Raw genomic sequence first — 15,060 nt, forward strand, 5'->3', positions numbered from 1 at the left:
TGGAGTTTGCGTTTTGCTTGAGATACATTCAACTCTGCTGAACCCAAACCAACGATATGCAAACCTGGAACGACGTTATTCGCCTTGCTAATCACCCGCTGCCTTCTCCGCGCCGCGTCGAGAAAACTGATGCCGAGTGGAAAACTCAGCTCACGTCCGAGCAATTCCACGTTACGCGCCAGCACGGCACCGAGCGCGCCTTCACCGGCGAGTACTGCGAAGCCCACGAGGCAGGTCTTTACGCCTGCATCTGCTGCGGCACCCCCCTCTACGATTCGCGCACCAAGTTCGAGTCGGGTACTGGTTGGCCGAGCTTCACGCAGCCGGTCGATGAAAGCGCTATTCGCTATAAGAAAGACACCAGCTATGGCATGACCCGCGTGGAAGTGCTCTGTAATGTCTGCGACGCCCACCAAGGCCACGTCTTCCCCGACGGCCCCGCCCCGAGTGGCTTGCGTTTGTGCATCAATTCGGCCAGCATTAAGCTGGTGAGTGAGCCCAAGGAAGCTGCACCAGTGAAATAGGATAATTGTATTTTGCACTCTATTTTAGAGGCCACTAAGTTGTCGGTGAAGACGCTTGGTGGCCTCTATTTTTATTAGTGCATTATGACCCGTGAAGATTTCCTGGCTCAGTTGAGCCGACTAAGCCCGTTGGCAGAAGCTAATCCCGCATTATACCGTCGAAAAGTGTGGTTTTGGGCCTTATTGGGCTACGCATTTATTCTGTTGCTCTTGTTAGGTACTGTTGGGCTTATGGCCCTTACGCTGGCCCTCGGTTTCTTTACCCGAGCCTTCGGTCTTATCTGGAAAGTGGTAATTGTACTAGGCGTATTTGCCTGGAAGGTGTTGCGGTCGTTGTGGGTACAATTTGATCCGCCCCAGGGGCTGCCACTCACCTTCACCGAAGCGGCACCGCTTTTGGCATTGCTGCATCAACAAACGTGCGTGCTCAAAGCGCCCCGGGTACACCAAGTACTGCTCACTTCCGACTTCAATGCCGCTGCCATCCAGGTGCCGCGGCTAGGAATATTTGGATGGCCCCGCAACTACGTAGTAGTAGGTTTGCCCCTACTGCAAGCCTTGTCGCCAACCCAGGCGGCGGCAGTTGTTGGGCACGAGCTAGGACATTTGCGCGGCGGGCACGGCCGCTTTGGGGCTTGGATTTACCGCGTCAGCCAAACCTGGACCCAGCTAATTGAGCAACTAGAGAGACAAGCCGGTAAAACCATCTTTTCTCGCTTCACCGCGTGGTACGTCCCTCGCTTCAACGCATGGTCGCACCCGGTACGACGAACTGACGAGTTTGCCGCTGATGCCGCCGCTGCGCAGCTAACCAGTCCGCAAGCTATGGCAGAGGCCCTGTGCGCTACGGTCACGCGTGATGCCGCCCTCGACAAACTACATTGGGATAAGCTAACGGCTTCCTTGGCCGAGCAGCCAGCACCGCCCATCGATGCTATTAGTCGATTGCTGCCTCTAGCCAAAGAAGGCCGTTTGCCCGAGACCGACGAGCAAAGCCAACTCACAGCCGCTTTTGAAGCCGATCCTGACCTGTTCAGCACGCATCCTACCCTTGGCGAGCGGTTGAAAGCATTAGGTCAGGCGCCCGCAGTGCCGCCTCTGCCCGACACGTCGGCGGCCGAAGCTTGGCTCGGCGACCACCTTCCCCGTTTGGCGGCTACACTCGATGCCGAGTGGGCTGCTGCCAACGCGTCTTTGTGGCGGGAGCGTCACGAGTTGCTTCGGCAGCAGCGGCAGCGGCTACAGGAATTAGCTGCCCGCCACGAAGCTTCCGCAACTCTTACTCCCGACGAAACCTGGGAGCTAGCTGATTTAACCGAAGACCATGTGGGTGGTCGGGAGGCACTGCCTCTGTTTCGGCAGTTAGTGGCAGATGCCAAGTGGGGAACGGCTGCTCGTTTTTCGGTGGGCCGCGTCCTGATCAACCTCGATGATGCTGCTGGCTTAGAGGTGCTGGCAGAAGTGATGGCACAGGAGCCGGATTACATGGGGCCGGGTCTTGCTATTCAGGAAGCTTACCACCAGCGCCGTGGCAACCGCGAGGAAGTTCGCCAGATAGGAGCCGTTCAGCTTCGTCATGCCGATGTGCTCGACGAGGCGGTAGAAGAACGTGGCTCTTTGCGCGCGACCGATCATATGCTGCCACACCAGTTATCGGGGCAAGCTTTGCAAGATCTTGTGCAGGAAGTAACTACTCCTGAATACGGAATCAGGCGAGCTTGGCTGCTGCGCAAACAAGTGCAGCATTTCACCCACAAGCCAATGTATGTGCTCCTGGTAACGCCGCATCCCGACAAACGGCTACGGAATCAGGAGGCTATCGGGGCGTGGGTACGAGACTTGGCCGAGAAAATTACGCTGCCAGGCGAAGGCTTTGTTGTTGCCACGGGCAATGAATATGGCTGGTTGGAGCGGAAGGCAAAGCAAACCGAGGGTGCAGCACTAATCGAAGCGTAAGCTGCTCATAGGGTTTTGCGTAGGTTCGTGTGCTGGAAGTGACGGCCGCACTTTGCCGCCGCATTCTATGTTGGCTTTATACCAACTTACCTCGCCTGCTTTACCACTCAATTATAACTCCCCCCACCATGTCCCTGCTCTTCACTGATTTCGCCTCCTGGCGCGCCCATTGCGCTGCCACCAACGAACCGCTTTACCAGCCGGTATTGGCCTACGAAATCGAGCAGAAAGGCCGCACCGAAGAGGAAATATGGACGGGCTTGCAGCGGGCCTACGATGTAATGCGCGACGCCGTGCAAACCGGCCTCACTCAGGACATGACTTCCCGCTCCGGCATGATCAATAACGGCGCGAAAAAGATTGCGGCTTCGCCCGTCACGGTGTTGTCGCCGGAGTTCAAGAACTTGATTACGCGGGCGTTTGGGGCCAAGGAAGTGAATTCGTGCATGGGTCGGGTGGTGGCGGCGCCCACGGCGGGCGCCTCTGGCATCCTGCCCGGCGTGCTCGTTACGCTCCAGGAACTGCATCGCCTCTCTGACCGGGCTATTCTGGAAGGGTTATTGGTAGCGGCGGGTATTGCGCTTATTATCGAGCAGAATGCCTCGCTGGCAGGGGCCGTAGGCGGGTGCCAAGCCGAAACCGGTTCGGCGGCAGCTATGGGCAGCGGAGCCATTGTGTATTGCTTGGGTGGTTCTGTTGACCAGGCTTTTGCGGCCGTCGCCGTCACTATTCAATGTATGCTTGGGCTGATCTGCGACCCGGTGGCGGGGCTGGTGGAAGTGCCCTGCGTGGTGCGCAACGCGTCGGCGGCGGCTATTGCCTTTTCCTCGGCCCAGATTGCCATTGCCGGCATCGACCCCGTGATTCCCGTTGACCAGTGTGTGGCGGCCCTAGGCGAGGTAGGCCAAAGCATGGAAACCCGCTACAAAGAAACGGCTCTTGGAGGCCTGGCCAACACGCCCCGCGGCCGCGAAATCGAGAAAATGGTGCTCGTGCAGGACGTGCAGATTCTGCCTGATGAGGGGTAGTAAGTGTTGTAAGCTAAAGCAAGGCGGCCTCTTATACAGGTTAAACTGACTTCACTTCCGGCGCCATCGTCAGCTTGCCCAAGAAATCCAGGGCCGTGGCATAGCGGCTGCGCAACTCACGATATTGCTGCCAAGCATCGTCTTGCTCGGGCCGCATAGCCAAGCCGGCGTCTTGTAGGTCTTGGTACGCTTTGTTGAAGTCGGCGCGCTCGGGGTCCTCCACCGGATCATTATCAGGAAGGATTTTGGAGGGCTCTGTTTCTAACCCCTCGTCGAAAAAGCGATACACTCGGTTCATAGCCAAGCAGCCAGCTTTAAAGGTTACTTCGGCTTGAGGATCGCGCTTGTCGTCAACAGCGCTAAACATTAGGGAGGCGGTATCAAGAATCAAGGCGGCCGTTGTCACCCAAGAGCGGCCCGGTTGGGGCGAGCGAAAAAACGATAGAATGGGCAAGGACGTGTGGCTTTCTTCAATTTCCACAAACCATTCCTCCCACAATTCCCATTGGCTGGCATCGTCGTGGAGGGAGCCACTGCGATTGAGCCACTGGAGCAGGGCGCAGGCCGAAGGCGGAGTGCCAGCGCGCAACTCGAGGCGCGACACCACAATTTCACGCCTCGAAAAGGCTTGATAGATGGTGGGCAGGTACGAGATAAGCAGTGTCATCAGCAAGAGGCCCATCGTGGCCTCGGCAAAAGTGAACACTGTAATGATGGGGCCACGCGTTTTGTGGGTGCCTAGCGTAAGCAGCGAACTACCGCTGAGTTGGTAGCATTCCAGCCAGTCGCCCTCATACAGGCTCCAATAAATCATGGTGAAGCCAGCCGAAATAACTGCCAGCCAGGCGATGGGTAGCGCTACCAGCGCCACGGGCGCATAATGCGCCTGAACTCGGTCGCGGCGGCCGAAAGTGCTGTGAAAGGAAGCTGCGAAATTAAAAATAATACGCAACCCTTTAAACACGTAGCCATTCAGCTTGACCACCTCGTTGCGGGGCAACACAAACGAGCGAATGGCGGCTGATAGGGTGATGAGAACCAGAACGATGCCAGTAGCAAAGGATAATATACGCGGCGCAAGTTCTAGCATAGGTAAATAAAAAGGCAGCTACTAAGAGCTGCCTTTTTACTCTGTTTCAAGCTAATAAGTTGGAACCTCCTCATTTCTGAGCTCTATTTCCGCGCCTTCCAAAGCTGCTTAAACGACTTCGGCGCTACTTCCAGCGCGTCGCGGCGCTTGCTCCAGCCTACTTGGCTGAGCAGACGTAGCAGCACCCAGTTTTTGCCCCGGGCAGGTAGTAAGTCCAGCAAGCGGCGGTTTTTCATAGCCACCAGCCACAACCGAATAGCCGTGCGTTCTTCCTTATCGGTATGGCCTTCGCGCACGGTTTGCTGACGGTTCTGGAGCAGCAAATTATGAATCGGAATTTTCACTGGGCACACCGAGGTGCAAGCGCCGCAGAGCGAAGAAGCGTAGCTGAGGTGCTTGTTTTCGGCAAGGCCGGCCAAGTGAGGCGAGATAACCGAGCCAATCGGACCGGAGTAGGTGGTTTCGTAAGTGTGCCCGCCAATGTTTTTGTACACGGGGCAGATATTGAGGCAGGCGCCGCAGCGGATGCAGTTCAACGACTCGCGCTGGGCCGGCTGGGCCAGCAGATTGGTGCGGCCGTTGTCGAGCAGCACCACAATCATTTCGTCGGGGCCATCCTTCTCCAGCGGCTGGCGCGGACCCGTATAAATGGTGTTGTACACCGTCACTTGCTGCCCGGTGCCACTGGTGCTAAGCAGCGGCCAGAACAGCGCTAAATCATCTAGCTTCGGAATCACCTTCTCGATGCCCACAATGGCAATGTGCGTGCGCGGAAAAGTCGCCGACAAACGCGCGTTGCCTTCGTTTTCCGTTACGGCAATGGCGCCCGTATCAGCAATCAGGAAGTTGCCGCCCGTAATGCCCACTTCGGCCGAGGTGTACTTGCTACGCAGCAGGTGGCGAGCCGTCAGCACCAGCTTCTGGGCATCGTCGGTGTACTCGATGCCGAGATGCTTAACGAAGATGTTGGCAATGTCCAGCTTGCTCAGGTGCATGGCGGGCGTTACAATGTGGTAGGGCCGCTCGCCGTTCAGCTGCACAATAAACTCGCCCAAATCGGTTTCCACCGACTCGATGCCGTTTTTCTCTAGGAAGTGGTTGAGGTGAATTTCCTCGGTGGTCATGCTCTTGGCCTTCACCACGGTTTTGGCCTTGCGCCGGGCCATGATCTTCCCGATTTCGCGCAGCGCCTCGTCGGCGTCTTGGGCCCATATTACCTTGCCACCGCGCGCCGTGAAGTTGCGCTCGAATTCCAGCAAGTACTCGTGCAGGTTGTTGATAACCTTCGACTTCAGGTACGAAGCTCGTTCCCGCGCCAATTCGTGGTCTTGGTAGAAAGCGAGGCCAGTGCTGACTGCCGCGTTGTATTTTCCAATATTGAAACGAATTTTCCGACGGTGTTCTAAGTCAAACGCCTTCTTTTCGCTGTCGAGTTGAAACTGGCTGGATTTTGTGGCTATCATGGCAATGCACTGAATTATTGTTATAATAAATATACTTACTCTGGTCCAACTATGGCGTATACCTGCATTCCGGAGCCGTTGCCGCCCGAAGGCTTTACCGTTCCGGTAGATGCAATTACGAGCGCCTTCCGGTTGTTCGGGCTGCTACCTAGCTACTCCCAAAACGACCTTGGCAGCCGTCTGGTGCTTTACCCGGCACACTGGACTATAAAGATACTGACCGAGCAGCACTATGCCTATTCCGACATCCTGCAAGTCGATTTTGTGGCTGAAAGTTTTTGGCGCCGCGAGCAAGCGGTACTAAAGGTGGCGGAGGCAAGCACTAGCTATTACATAAAACCCTCGTCTGCGGCAGTAACCCGAGACTTGCTTGGGTTCTGCCACAAACGAGGGTTATTGTTGACACCCGCTGCTCAGCAACGAATGCTCGTCAGCTAACACGCTACTTTTTGTTGGAATCCACCACTATTCGGGAATCCCGGTTGGCTACTTCCCAAGCCGCATAAAACACCAGTTGAGCGCGCTTCTCCATTTTCGGAAACTCGATTTTCTCTACCTCGTCGCCTGGTCCGTGGTAGTCATCATGGACGCCGTTGAAGAAGAATGCCACCGGGATTTTGTGCTTGGCGAAGTTGTAGTGGTCGGAGCGGTAGTAGAACCGATTCGGGTCTTCGGGGTCGTTGAAGCGGAAGTCCAAATCCATCTTCGTGTACTGCGCGTTGGCGTTGAGCACGATTTCGTGGAGTTCCGAAGAAAGCTTGTCGGAGCCGATAACGTAGACGTAGTCGGCTTTGCCTTCGTGGTCTTTATCGGTGCGGCCCACCATGTCGGTGTTTAGGTCGGCTACCGTGGCGGTCAGCGGAAAAATAGGATGGTCAGTGTAGTATTCCGAGCCCAGCAAGCCTTTCTCTTCGCCCGTAACGGCCAAAAACAGCAGGCTCCGGCGTGGGGCGTGGCCTTCGGCCTTGGCTTTCACAAACGCCTGCGCCATTTCCAGCACCGTTACGGTGCCCGAGCCGTCGTCGTCGGCACCATTGTTTACCTCGCCGCCAATCACGCCAATATGGTCGTAGTGCGCCGACAGCACCACCACTTCGTCTTTCTTATCGGTGCCTTCCAGGTAGCCCATCACGTTTTCAGTGGTGAAGTCCTCCACCTTTTTCGGCGCTTTCACGATGAATTTCGCGAGCTTGAATGAGCCAGCTACCGGCTTACCAGCTTGGTCGATGCTGGCCAGGTACTTGGTTACGGCCGCGGCGTTCGAGCCGAGCAGCTTGTAGCCCACCGCCGGCGACACGAAAAACGCCGACCGCCGGGTGCCAGGCTTAGCGTCCTTAAACGAAATGCTCGGCCGGTTCACGTACTGCGACACGCGGCCCAACGATTTGCTGAAGTTGCTGTTGGGGTTGAAATCTACGAAGAACACCGAGCGGGCCCCCTTTTCGGCGGCCAGGGCGGCCTTTGCCCGGTAGTCGGTGCCCCATTTGCTGTTGGCGCCGTCTTTGCCGAGCAGCGGCTTGCCATCAGCTGACTTAGGCTCGTCGAGCAAAATCAACAGGTCTTTGCCTTGCACGTCCTTGCCCGCGTAATCGGAGTAGTCGTCTTGCTCGATGCCATACCCCATGAACAAAGGCTGCACTATGGTTTCCTGCTGGAAAGGCGAGGCGCCTACGGCATAGAAATCAACCAACCACTTGTAGGTCTGGCCGGCCAATTTCAGGGTGCCACCTTCAGCCCAGGTGCTGCGCTCCATAGTGAAGTGCTGCACGTACGGGTTGTCGGAGCCTGGTACTGGCCCGGTCAGGCCCAGTTCTTTGAACTGCTGGGCCAGATAGTCGGCGGCCATTTTCTGACCTTTCTCACCGGTTTCGCGGCCCTCATAGGCATCGGAAGCCAGTACCGACAGGTGCTTGCGCAAGTCTTCTTGCGTAATGGTCTGCCCGTATTGACCCGCCAAGTCTATTTGCGCGGCGGGCTGCGTAGTGGGAGTGGGTTCGACTACCGGGGCCGGCGCGGCCGTGGCCTCGGTCTTGGCGCCGCGCTTTTTCTTGATTTTAATTTTCTCGGGCGCCTGCTGGGCCACGGCCGAAGCCGAAAGCCCGGCCACCAGCAGCCAAGTCAGGAGGGATGATTTGTGCATGGACTGTAAAAGAGTGGATGGGGAAAAGAGAGAATGAGTGACCGAGTAAAGCAACTAACGTACGCGCTTGGACTACTCCACTCAATCACTTATTCACCGCTAAGGTTGCACGATAAGGACGGCGGCGTAAGCGGCCACGCCTTCGCGGCGGCCGACGAAGCCTAATTTTTCCGTGGTGGTGGCTTTGATGCTCACGTCGTTTGGTTCGATGTGCATCACCTCGGCCAGTACGCGCTGCATCTCCGGGATGTGCGGGTTTACCTTGGGCGCTTCCAGGCAAATAGTGGAGTCGATGTTGGAGATGGTGTAGCCACGCTCATCAAGTAGGCGCACCACTTCGGCCAGCAGTCGCTTGCTATCAATGCCCTTGTACTGCGGATCGGTGTCGGGGAAGTGGAAACCAATGTCGCGCAGGTTGGCGGCGCCCAGCAGGGCGTCGCAGATAACATGAATGAGCACATCGGCATCGGAGTGGCCGAGGGCGCCGTGGGTATGCGGAATCTGAATGCCACCTAGCCAGAAGGGAAGGCCCTCCCGAAGCTGGTGAACGTCGTAGCCGAAGCCGGTACGGATTTTCATTGGGAGCGAAAGTAGCAGGTGAAGCTGCGAAGGTACGCACCCGCCCCGAAGTGCTGCTTAGTTGTTGCACACCGCCGCTAGAGCGGCGGGTGCCTGGCTTTCGAGGATTGTAGCGAAGCTCAGAATAGTTGAACTACTGCGGAGCTAGAAAAAAATATGTGGGTGGTAGCAAAGTAAAAGTTCGGGCTGAACGTCAGTGGGGGAGAAGGGAACTATCTGACTCCAAGAATTGATAGTAAAAAAGTAATGGAAACTTAGGAAACATAGAAAGTTTCCTGCGTACCTTTGGAGCCAGAAGCAACCATGGAAATAAAAGACCGCATCTTATTAGCAGCGCGGGAGCTGTTCACCCACCGGGGCATTAAGAGTGTATCGATGGACGATATTGCGACCCACCTAAGCATGTCGAAGAAGACGCTCTACAAATGGTTTGAAAATAAAGACCAGATAGTAGAAGGTGTCATGCGCCATCATCTCGGCCAAACCCAGGGCGAATGTGAAACGCTGATTGGAACTGCTGGATCGGCAATTGACGAGCTGTTTGGGATGATGGGCTGGATGAGAAGTCAGTTCACGGATATGCACCCCAGCATCTTTTATGATCTAGAAAAATATTACCCCGTTTCCTGGCAGCTCTGGCTGGAGCACAAAAACAACTACATCCTTGAGCAAATAACCGATAACCTCCGGCGGGGAGTGGAAGAAGGCCTCTACCGCGCCGACCTTGATGTGGAAGTGCTGGCTCGCCTACGCTTGGCTGAAATCGAAATGGCCTTCAACCCCGTGATTTTCCCGCCCCGCACCTTCGATCTGCAACGGGTTTCGCTTATCACGCTCGAACACTTTATGCTCGGCGTAGCCACCCTCAAAGGGCACAAACTTATCAACCAATACCGTCAGGTGACGGAAGAAGAATAATGCCGCGCACCGTCCTTTCCTCTGTTTATCAAATGAGAACACGCTTCCGCATTCTGCTTTTGGCAGCAGGCGCCGGCTTGCTAAGCCTGCACCCCGCGCTAGCCCAGACGCCTGCTACCGGCCAGTCCGTAGCTAGTAGCACGCCCCTGAACCTGACTTTGCAGCAAGCCATTGACTACGCCCTGCAAAACAAATCGACGTTGCAAAGCCAGCGTTTAAACGAGCAGGTGGCCCGGGCCCGCGTCGGCGAAATCAAGTCCACGGGCCTGCCCCAAATCAACGCCAATGCGGCGCTTACCGACAACTTCAAGCTGCAACGGTCGCTCGTCGATTTTGGAGCGTTTGCCGGCGGACCGGGCACGCTTAATGGGGCTACGCTTTCGCCTCAGCAACTGGCTGATGTCAACAACGGCCAGACGGTGGTGCTTGCTCCCACCTACACGGAGGTGGAGTCGGCGGGACCGCAGCCTATTGCATTTGGCTTGCGATATGCGGGTAGTGCCGCCGCCTCGGCTTCGCAGCAGCTCTTCAATGGCTCGTATCTGTTGGGTTTGAAGGCTGCCAAAGTGTACGAGCAGCTTTCGGTGAAGCAGACGGTGCAGAGCGAGATTGAGGTGGTAGAACAGGTATCGAAAGCCTACTACAGCAGCTTAGTGGCCCGCGAGCGGCTCAATTTGCTTACTCGCAACGTGCAGCGCCTCGATACGCTCCTCTATCAAACGCAACAAACCTTCAAGCAAGGTTTCGCCGAGAAGCTGGATGTCGACCGGTTGCAAGTGCAGGTGAACAACCTGAAGATAGAAGCGCAGAACACCCAGCGGCTGATTGACCTAAGCGTAGCCCTGCTCAAGTTTCAGATGGGCCTCGACCAGCGCCAGGGCATAACGCTCACCGACGCGCTGGATGCCGCCGTGCTCGATGCCGAGCGCGACAAGCTGAAGAGCGCCGGCAGTGAGTTTGATTACAGTAAGCGGATCGAGTATTCGGTGCTCGAAACCCAGCGCGATTTGGCCGTACTCGATATTCGCAACCGCCGGGCCGGCTACCTGCCTACCCTCAACCTGACGGCGGCCTACGGTTTTACGGGCTCCGACCCGAAGCTAGGCGGGCTGCTGGACTTCCGCGGACCTAATTCCACATATTTGTCGCCGAGTGGGCGGCAGCTACTCAACCAGAACTGGTTTGGGTTCGGCAACGTGGGCTTGGCCCTCAACATTCCCATCTTCGACGGCTTCCGCAAGAAGTACTCTATTCAGCAGGGCCAATTGGCCCTGGAGCAAGTCAATAAGGGCTTCACCACGTTGCAGCAGGGCATCGACCTGGAGCGCCGCCAAGGTGAAACCACGCTGCAAAACACCCTGGATGTGTTAGCCAATCAGAAAGCCAACCTGGACTTGGCTACCAATGTGGCCCGCGTAGCCAAAATCAAGTTCCAGGAAGGCGTCGGCTCGAACCTGGAAGTTATTACGGCCGAAACCGACTTGCGCCAGGCCCAAACCAACTACTACTCGTCGCTCTACGATGCGCTAGTAGCCAAAATAGACTTCAACAAGGCCGCCGGTACGCTGTATCAAAAGAAATAAAGCGTGCGCCTCTTGTTTATGAATCCTACCTCCCTGAAAGTGAATAGCGTCTTCTCCATGAAATATTTCTCTTCTTCCACCGTACTGGCTTTAGCACTGCTAGCTGGCTGCGGGCAGAAAGACCCTGCTGCCGAGCTTGCTAAACTCAAGCAGGAACAGGCCACCAACCAAGCCAAGATTGCTGAGCTAGAAGCCAAAACCGGCACCACTGGCGACCAAGCCACTGTGCAGGCCGCTCCGGTTTCGGTAATCAAAGTGGCTCCCGAAAACTTCCAGAGCTACTTAGAGCTACAAGGCCGGGTGGATTTCGACCAGAACGCAACGGTAGCGGCCCGGGCTGCGGGTACGCTCACCAGCCTGCGCGTGCAACGCGGCGACCGGGTAAGCAAGGGCCAGACCTTGGCCACTGTAGATGCCTCTATTCTCGATGCTAACCTTGCCGAGCTGCGCACCCGCATGGATTTGGCCCGCGTGATTTACGAAAAGCAAAGCCGCCTTTGGAAGCAGGAAATCGGCACCGAAATTCAGTATTTGCAAGCCAAAAATAATTACGAGGCGTTGCAACGTAACCTCGCTACCATCAACCAGCAGCGCGCTTTGTACAGCGTGGTAGCCCCGTTCAGCGGTACTGTAGATGACGTGCTGCCGAAGATCGGCGAAACCGTAGCACCCGGTACGCCAGTGGTGAAGCTGCTAAGCGGCGGTGGCACCGGCAAAATTGTGGTGGACGTGTCAGAGGCGTACGCCTCGCGCATCAAAGCCGGCGACAAAGCCTTGGTCACTATTCCGGACATGGGCAACGAGGAGTTGCCGGCTACCGTGCGCGTGGTGACGAGTACCATCAACCCAACCAGCCGCACCTTCACTACGGAATTGCGCCTGAACAACAGCAAAACCGGCCAGTTGCGGCCCAATATGGTGGCCAACGTTCGGATCCTGAACTACAACCGTCAGAACGCAACCGTACTGCCCGTGGACTTGGTGCAGAAAGACGAACAAAACAGCTACGTGTTGGTGGTGGCTTCCCAAAGCGGCAAACCCGTTGCCAAGAAGCGCATCATTCGGGTGGGCAACACCTACAATGGCAAAGTGGAAGTTACCAACGGTCTTCAGGCCGGCGACCAAGTAATTTCCGCTGGGTATCAAAATCTGAATGAAGGCCAGGTTGTTAGTCTATAGTTCCCCTCGCCAGAACGTCAAAACCAGAACTCATGCAGGATATCGAGAAAGAGTTCAAGCCGACCTCGTGGTCGATTGACAATAAAACCAGTATTTATATCATCACGCTGTTGCTCTGCGTGGCAGGTATTTTTTCCTACATCAAGCTAGGCAAGGAAAAATTCCCGGATATCGTGATTCCGCGCATTATCGTGGCCACGATTTATCCGGGCACGTCGCCTACCGACATCGAGAACCTGGTTACGCGCCAGCTCGAAAAGGAAATCAAGTCGGTGAACGGGGTGAAGAAAATTAACTCCACTTCCAACCAAGACTATTGCATCGTGGACGTGGAGTTCAACTCCGGCGTGGACGTGCAGTATGCCAAGCAGCTCATTAAGGATGCTGTGGACAAAGCCAGCAACGAACTGCCCAACGACTTGCCTACGCCGCCTACTGTGCAGGAAGTGAACCTGTCGGAGTTGCCCATCATGAACATCAACTTGGCGGGTAATTTGCCGGTCAGCCAGTTGAAAAAGTACGCCGACGATTTCCAGGACAAGATCGAGGCCCTGCCCGAAATCACCCGCGTAGACATCATTGGCGCCTTGGATCAGCAGGTGAACGTGGATGTTGATTTGAACCGCCTGCGGGCTTCTCGCCTCGGCTTCGGCGACATCAGCAACGCTATTGCCCGCGAGAACATCACCATTTCTGGTGGTTCGGTGAACGTAGGCGAGCAAAAGCGGGCCGTGCGCGTAGCCGGCCAGTACGTGCGGGCCGCCGACATTGCCAACATCCAGGTGAAGAACCTGAACGGCTCGGCCGTGCGCCTCGGCGACATTGCTACCGTAACCGATGCCTTCAAGGATCGGGAATCGTACGCCCGCCTCGACGGCAAAACGGCGGTTACGCTGAACGTCATCAAGCGCCAGGGCGAGAACCTGATTGATGCCTCCGATAAGATCAAGCAGATTGTTGCTGACTCCAAGAAGAGTTTGCCCAACGAGCTAAGTATTACGGTAACCGGCGACACGTCGAACGACACCCGCGTCACGCTCCACGACCTGATTAATACCATCATCATCGGCTTTATTTTGGTAACGCTGATTCTGATGTTCTTCATGGGCACCACCAACGCCCTGTTCGTGGGCTTATCTGTGCCGATTTCGATGTTCCTGGCCTTCTTGCTCTTGCCGGTCTTTGGCTTTGCGCTGAACATGATTGTGCTCTTTGCCTTCCTGCTGGCCTTGGGTATTGTGGTTGATGACGCCATTGTGGTTATCGAAAACACGCACCGCCTGCTGCACGAGCACCCAAACCTGACTACCGCGCAAGCTGCTAAGTACGCTGCTGGTGAGGTGTTTATTCCGGTGCTGGCGGGTACGCTCACCACGGTAGCGCCGTTCGTGCCCCTGATGTTCTGGCCGGGTATCGTGGGCTCGTTTATGTTCTACCTACCCGTTACCCTGATCCTGACGCTGATGTCGTCGCTGATTGTGGCCTTCATCATGAACCCGGTATTTGCCGTGAGCTTCATGGAGCGCGAAGACCATCATGCCGAAGACAACAAGCCTAAACTAACCAAGAACTTCCTGATTGGCATGGGCGTGCTCGCCCTGATTGCGGCTATTGGCTACCTGGCCGGCTCAACCTTCGTCGGCAACCTTACGCTGACGCTCATCGTGCTGTGCTTCCTCGATAAGTTCGTGTTCATTCACATGATTGCCGGCTTCCAGACTAAAGTGCTGCCCCGTTTCCAGAATGGTTACGCTCGTGTGGTTCGGTGGGCCATTGGTCACCCGGCTCTTATTATGGTGAGCATGGTGGTGCTGTTTGTGGTGTCGATTTTCGCAGTAGGAGCTCGCAGCCCCAAAGTGGAATTCTTCCCGAGTGGCGACCCGAAATTTGTGTACACCTACCTAAAGATGCCCGTGGGCACGCGGGTAGAGGTTACGGACTCGGTGGCCCGCGTTCTGGAGCGCCGAATCAACAGTGTGGTTGGCAAGGATAACCCCGACGTGGAATCCATCATTACCAACGTGGCGATTGGTGCCAGCGACCCCGGCGAAGCTTCCGCTTCGGGGACTTCGCAGTCCAACCTGGCTAAAATAGCCGTGGCGTTCAAAGAGATGAGTGAGCGAACGGGCCCTGCCACCACCACCTACATGGACAAGATTCGGGAGGTGGTAAAAGGTATTCCCGGCGCCGAAATTTCCGTGGACAAAGAAGCTAGCGGCCCGCCAACCGGCAAGCCGATTGCCATTGAGGTAGCCGGCGACGACTACCCCACGCTGATTGCGCTGTCTAAAAACGTGAGCCGCTACATCGACTCGCTCAAGATTGGCGGCGTCGAGCAACTGCGCTCCAACCTGGAAGACCGCAACCCCGAAATTGCCGTGGCTATCGACCGAATCCGGGCCAACCGCGAGGGGATTAGCACTGCTCAAATTGGTTCTGAGGTCCGGACGGCTATTTATGGCACCGAAGCCAGCAAGTTCAAAACCCCCGACGATGAGTACCCGATTCAGGTGCGCTACGCCGAGCCTTACCGCTCCGATGTGGATGCCATTCTGAATTCGCCCCTCACGTTCCGCGATGCCACGGGCGCTATTCGCCAA

12 protein-coding genes are annotated in these 15,060 nt (G+C 56.2%); 8 read left to right on the forward strand and 4 right to left on the reverse strand.

The window, feature by feature from the left end; genetic code table 11:
- Window positions 1–56 precede the first annotated feature (56 nt).
- From msrB to sdaAA, 3 genes are all read left to right on the forward strand, one after another.
- Complete coding sequence (msrB, locus tag ACFE7X_RS03305; protein ID WP_375434236.1) at window positions 57–524, forward strand: peptide-methionine (R)-S-oxide reductase MsrB; 468 nt, start codon at window positions 57–59, stop codon at window positions 522–524.
- A gap of 84 nt (window positions 525–608) precedes the next feature.
- Window positions 609–2,480, forward strand: a complete 1,872-nt coding sequence (locus ACFE7X_RS03310; RefSeq protein WP_375434237.1) for a M48 family metalloprotease — start codon at window positions 609–611, stop codon at window positions 2,478–2,480.
- Between the two features lie 128 nt (window positions 2,481–2,608).
- On the forward strand, window positions 2,609–3,508 hold the full coding sequence (gene sdaAA, locus ACFE7X_RS03315) for an L-serine ammonia-lyase, iron-sulfur-dependent, subunit alpha (protein WP_375434238.1): 900 nt from the start codon (window positions 2,609–2,611) through the stop codon (window positions 3,506–3,508).
- A 40-nt stretch (window positions 3,509–3,548) separates the two neighbouring features.
- On the opposite strand, the gene ACFE7X_RS03320 is transcribed toward sdaAA, so the two are convergent.
- Entirely contained in the window at window positions 3,549–4,598 is a 1,050-nt protein-coding gene (locus tag ACFE7X_RS03320; protein WP_375434239.1) for a hypothetical protein, read from the reverse strand.
- Window positions 4,599–4,681: 83 nt separating this feature from the next.
- Entirely contained in the window at window positions 4,682–6,061 is a 1,380-nt protein-coding gene (locus tag ACFE7X_RS03325; RefSeq protein ID WP_375434240.1) for a LutB/LldF family L-lactate oxidation iron-sulfur protein, read from the reverse strand.
- Window positions 6,062–6,112: 51 nt separating this feature from the next.
- Here ACFE7X_RS03325 and ACFE7X_RS03330 point away from each other — a divergent pair, with 51 nt between their 5' ends.
- On the forward strand, window positions 6,113–6,499 hold the full coding sequence (locus tag ACFE7X_RS03330) for a hypothetical protein (RefSeq protein WP_375434241.1): 387 nt from the start codon (window positions 6,113–6,115) through the stop codon (window positions 6,497–6,499).
- 4 nt (window positions 6,500–6,503) lie between these two features.
- Here the strand turns inward: ACFE7X_RS03330 and ACFE7X_RS03335 are convergent, their stop codons facing one another.
- Entirely contained in the window at window positions 6,504–8,201 is a 1,698-nt protein-coding gene (locus ACFE7X_RS03335) for a M28 family peptidase (RefSeq protein ID WP_375434242.1), read from the reverse strand.
- A gap of 99 nt (window positions 8,202–8,300) precedes the next feature.
- Window positions 8,301–8,780, reverse strand: a complete 480-nt coding sequence (gene ispF, locus ACFE7X_RS03340; protein WP_375434243.1) for a 2-C-methyl-D-erythritol 2,4-cyclodiphosphate synthase — start codon at window positions 8,778–8,780, stop codon at window positions 8,301–8,303.
- A 285-nt stretch (window positions 8,781–9,065) separates the two neighbouring features.
- On the opposite strand from ispF, the gene ACFE7X_RS03345 reads away from it, so the two are divergent.
- From ACFE7X_RS03345 to ACFE7X_RS03360, 4 genes are all read left to right on the forward strand, one after another.
- Window positions 9,066–9,698 carry a TetR/AcrR family transcriptional regulator gene (locus ACFE7X_RS03345; protein WP_375434244.1) on the forward strand — a complete coding sequence of 211 codons (633 nt, stop codon included), beginning with the start codon at window positions 9,066–9,068 and terminating at the stop codon, window positions 9,696–9,698.
- A gap of 32 nt (window positions 9,699–9,730) precedes the next feature.
- Complete coding sequence (locus ACFE7X_RS03350) at window positions 9,731–11,281, forward strand: TolC family protein (RefSeq protein ID WP_375434245.1); 1,551 nt, start codon at window positions 9,731–9,733, stop codon at window positions 11,279–11,281.
- Window positions 11,282–11,299: 18 nt separating this feature from the next.
- Complete coding sequence (locus ACFE7X_RS03355; RefSeq protein WP_375434246.1) at window positions 11,300–12,460, forward strand: efflux RND transporter periplasmic adaptor subunit; 1,161 nt, start codon at window positions 11,300–11,302, stop codon at window positions 12,458–12,460.
- A gap of 32 nt (window positions 12,461–12,492) precedes the next feature.
- Window positions 12,493–15,060 (forward strand): efflux RND transporter permease subunit (locus ACFE7X_RS03360; RefSeq protein ID WP_375434247.1); only part of this gene is annotated, 2,568 nt, incomplete at its 3' end.

It is taken from the genome of uncultured Hymenobacter sp., assembly GCF_964242765.1.
Taxonomy (GTDB): domain Bacteria; phylum Bacteroidota; class Bacteroidia; order Cytophagales; family Hymenobacteraceae; genus Hymenobacter.

Coding starts and splice junctions, on each gene's coding strand:
- msrB (WP_375434236.1), top strand. CDS start 57: ATGCAAACCTGGAACGACGTTATTCGCCTTGCTAATCACCCGCTGCCT.
- ACFE7X_RS03310 (WP_375434237.1), top strand. CDS start 609: ATGACCCGTGAAGATTTCCTGGCTCAGTTGAGCCGACTAAGCCCGTTG.
- sdaAA (WP_375434238.1), top strand. CDS start 2,609: ATGTCCCTGCTCTTCACTGATTTCGCCTCCTGGCGCGCCCATTGCGCT.
- ACFE7X_RS03320 (WP_375434239.1), bottom strand. CDS start 4,598: ATGCTAGAACTTGCGCCGCGTATATTATCCTTTGCTACTGGCATCGTT.
- ACFE7X_RS03325 (WP_375434240.1), bottom strand. CDS start 6,061: ATGATAGCCACAAAATCCAGCCAGTTTCAACTCGACAGCGAAAAGAAG.
- ACFE7X_RS03330 (WP_375434241.1), top strand. CDS start 6,113: ATGGCGTATACCTGCATTCCGGAGCCGTTGCCGCCCGAAGGCTTTACC.
- ACFE7X_RS03335 (WP_375434242.1), bottom strand. CDS start 8,201: ATGCACAAATCATCCCTCCTGACTTGGCTGCTGGTGGCCGGGCTTTCG.
- ispF (WP_375434243.1), bottom strand. CDS start 8,780: ATGAAAATCCGTACCGGCTTCGGCTACGACGTTCACCAGCTTCGGGAG.
- ACFE7X_RS03350 (WP_375434245.1), top strand. CDS start 9,731: ATGAGAACACGCTTCCGCATTCTGCTTTTGGCAGCAGGCGCCGGCTTG.
- ACFE7X_RS03355 (WP_375434246.1), top strand. CDS start 11,300: ATGAATCCTACCTCCCTGAAAGTGAATAGCGTCTTCTCCATGAAATAT.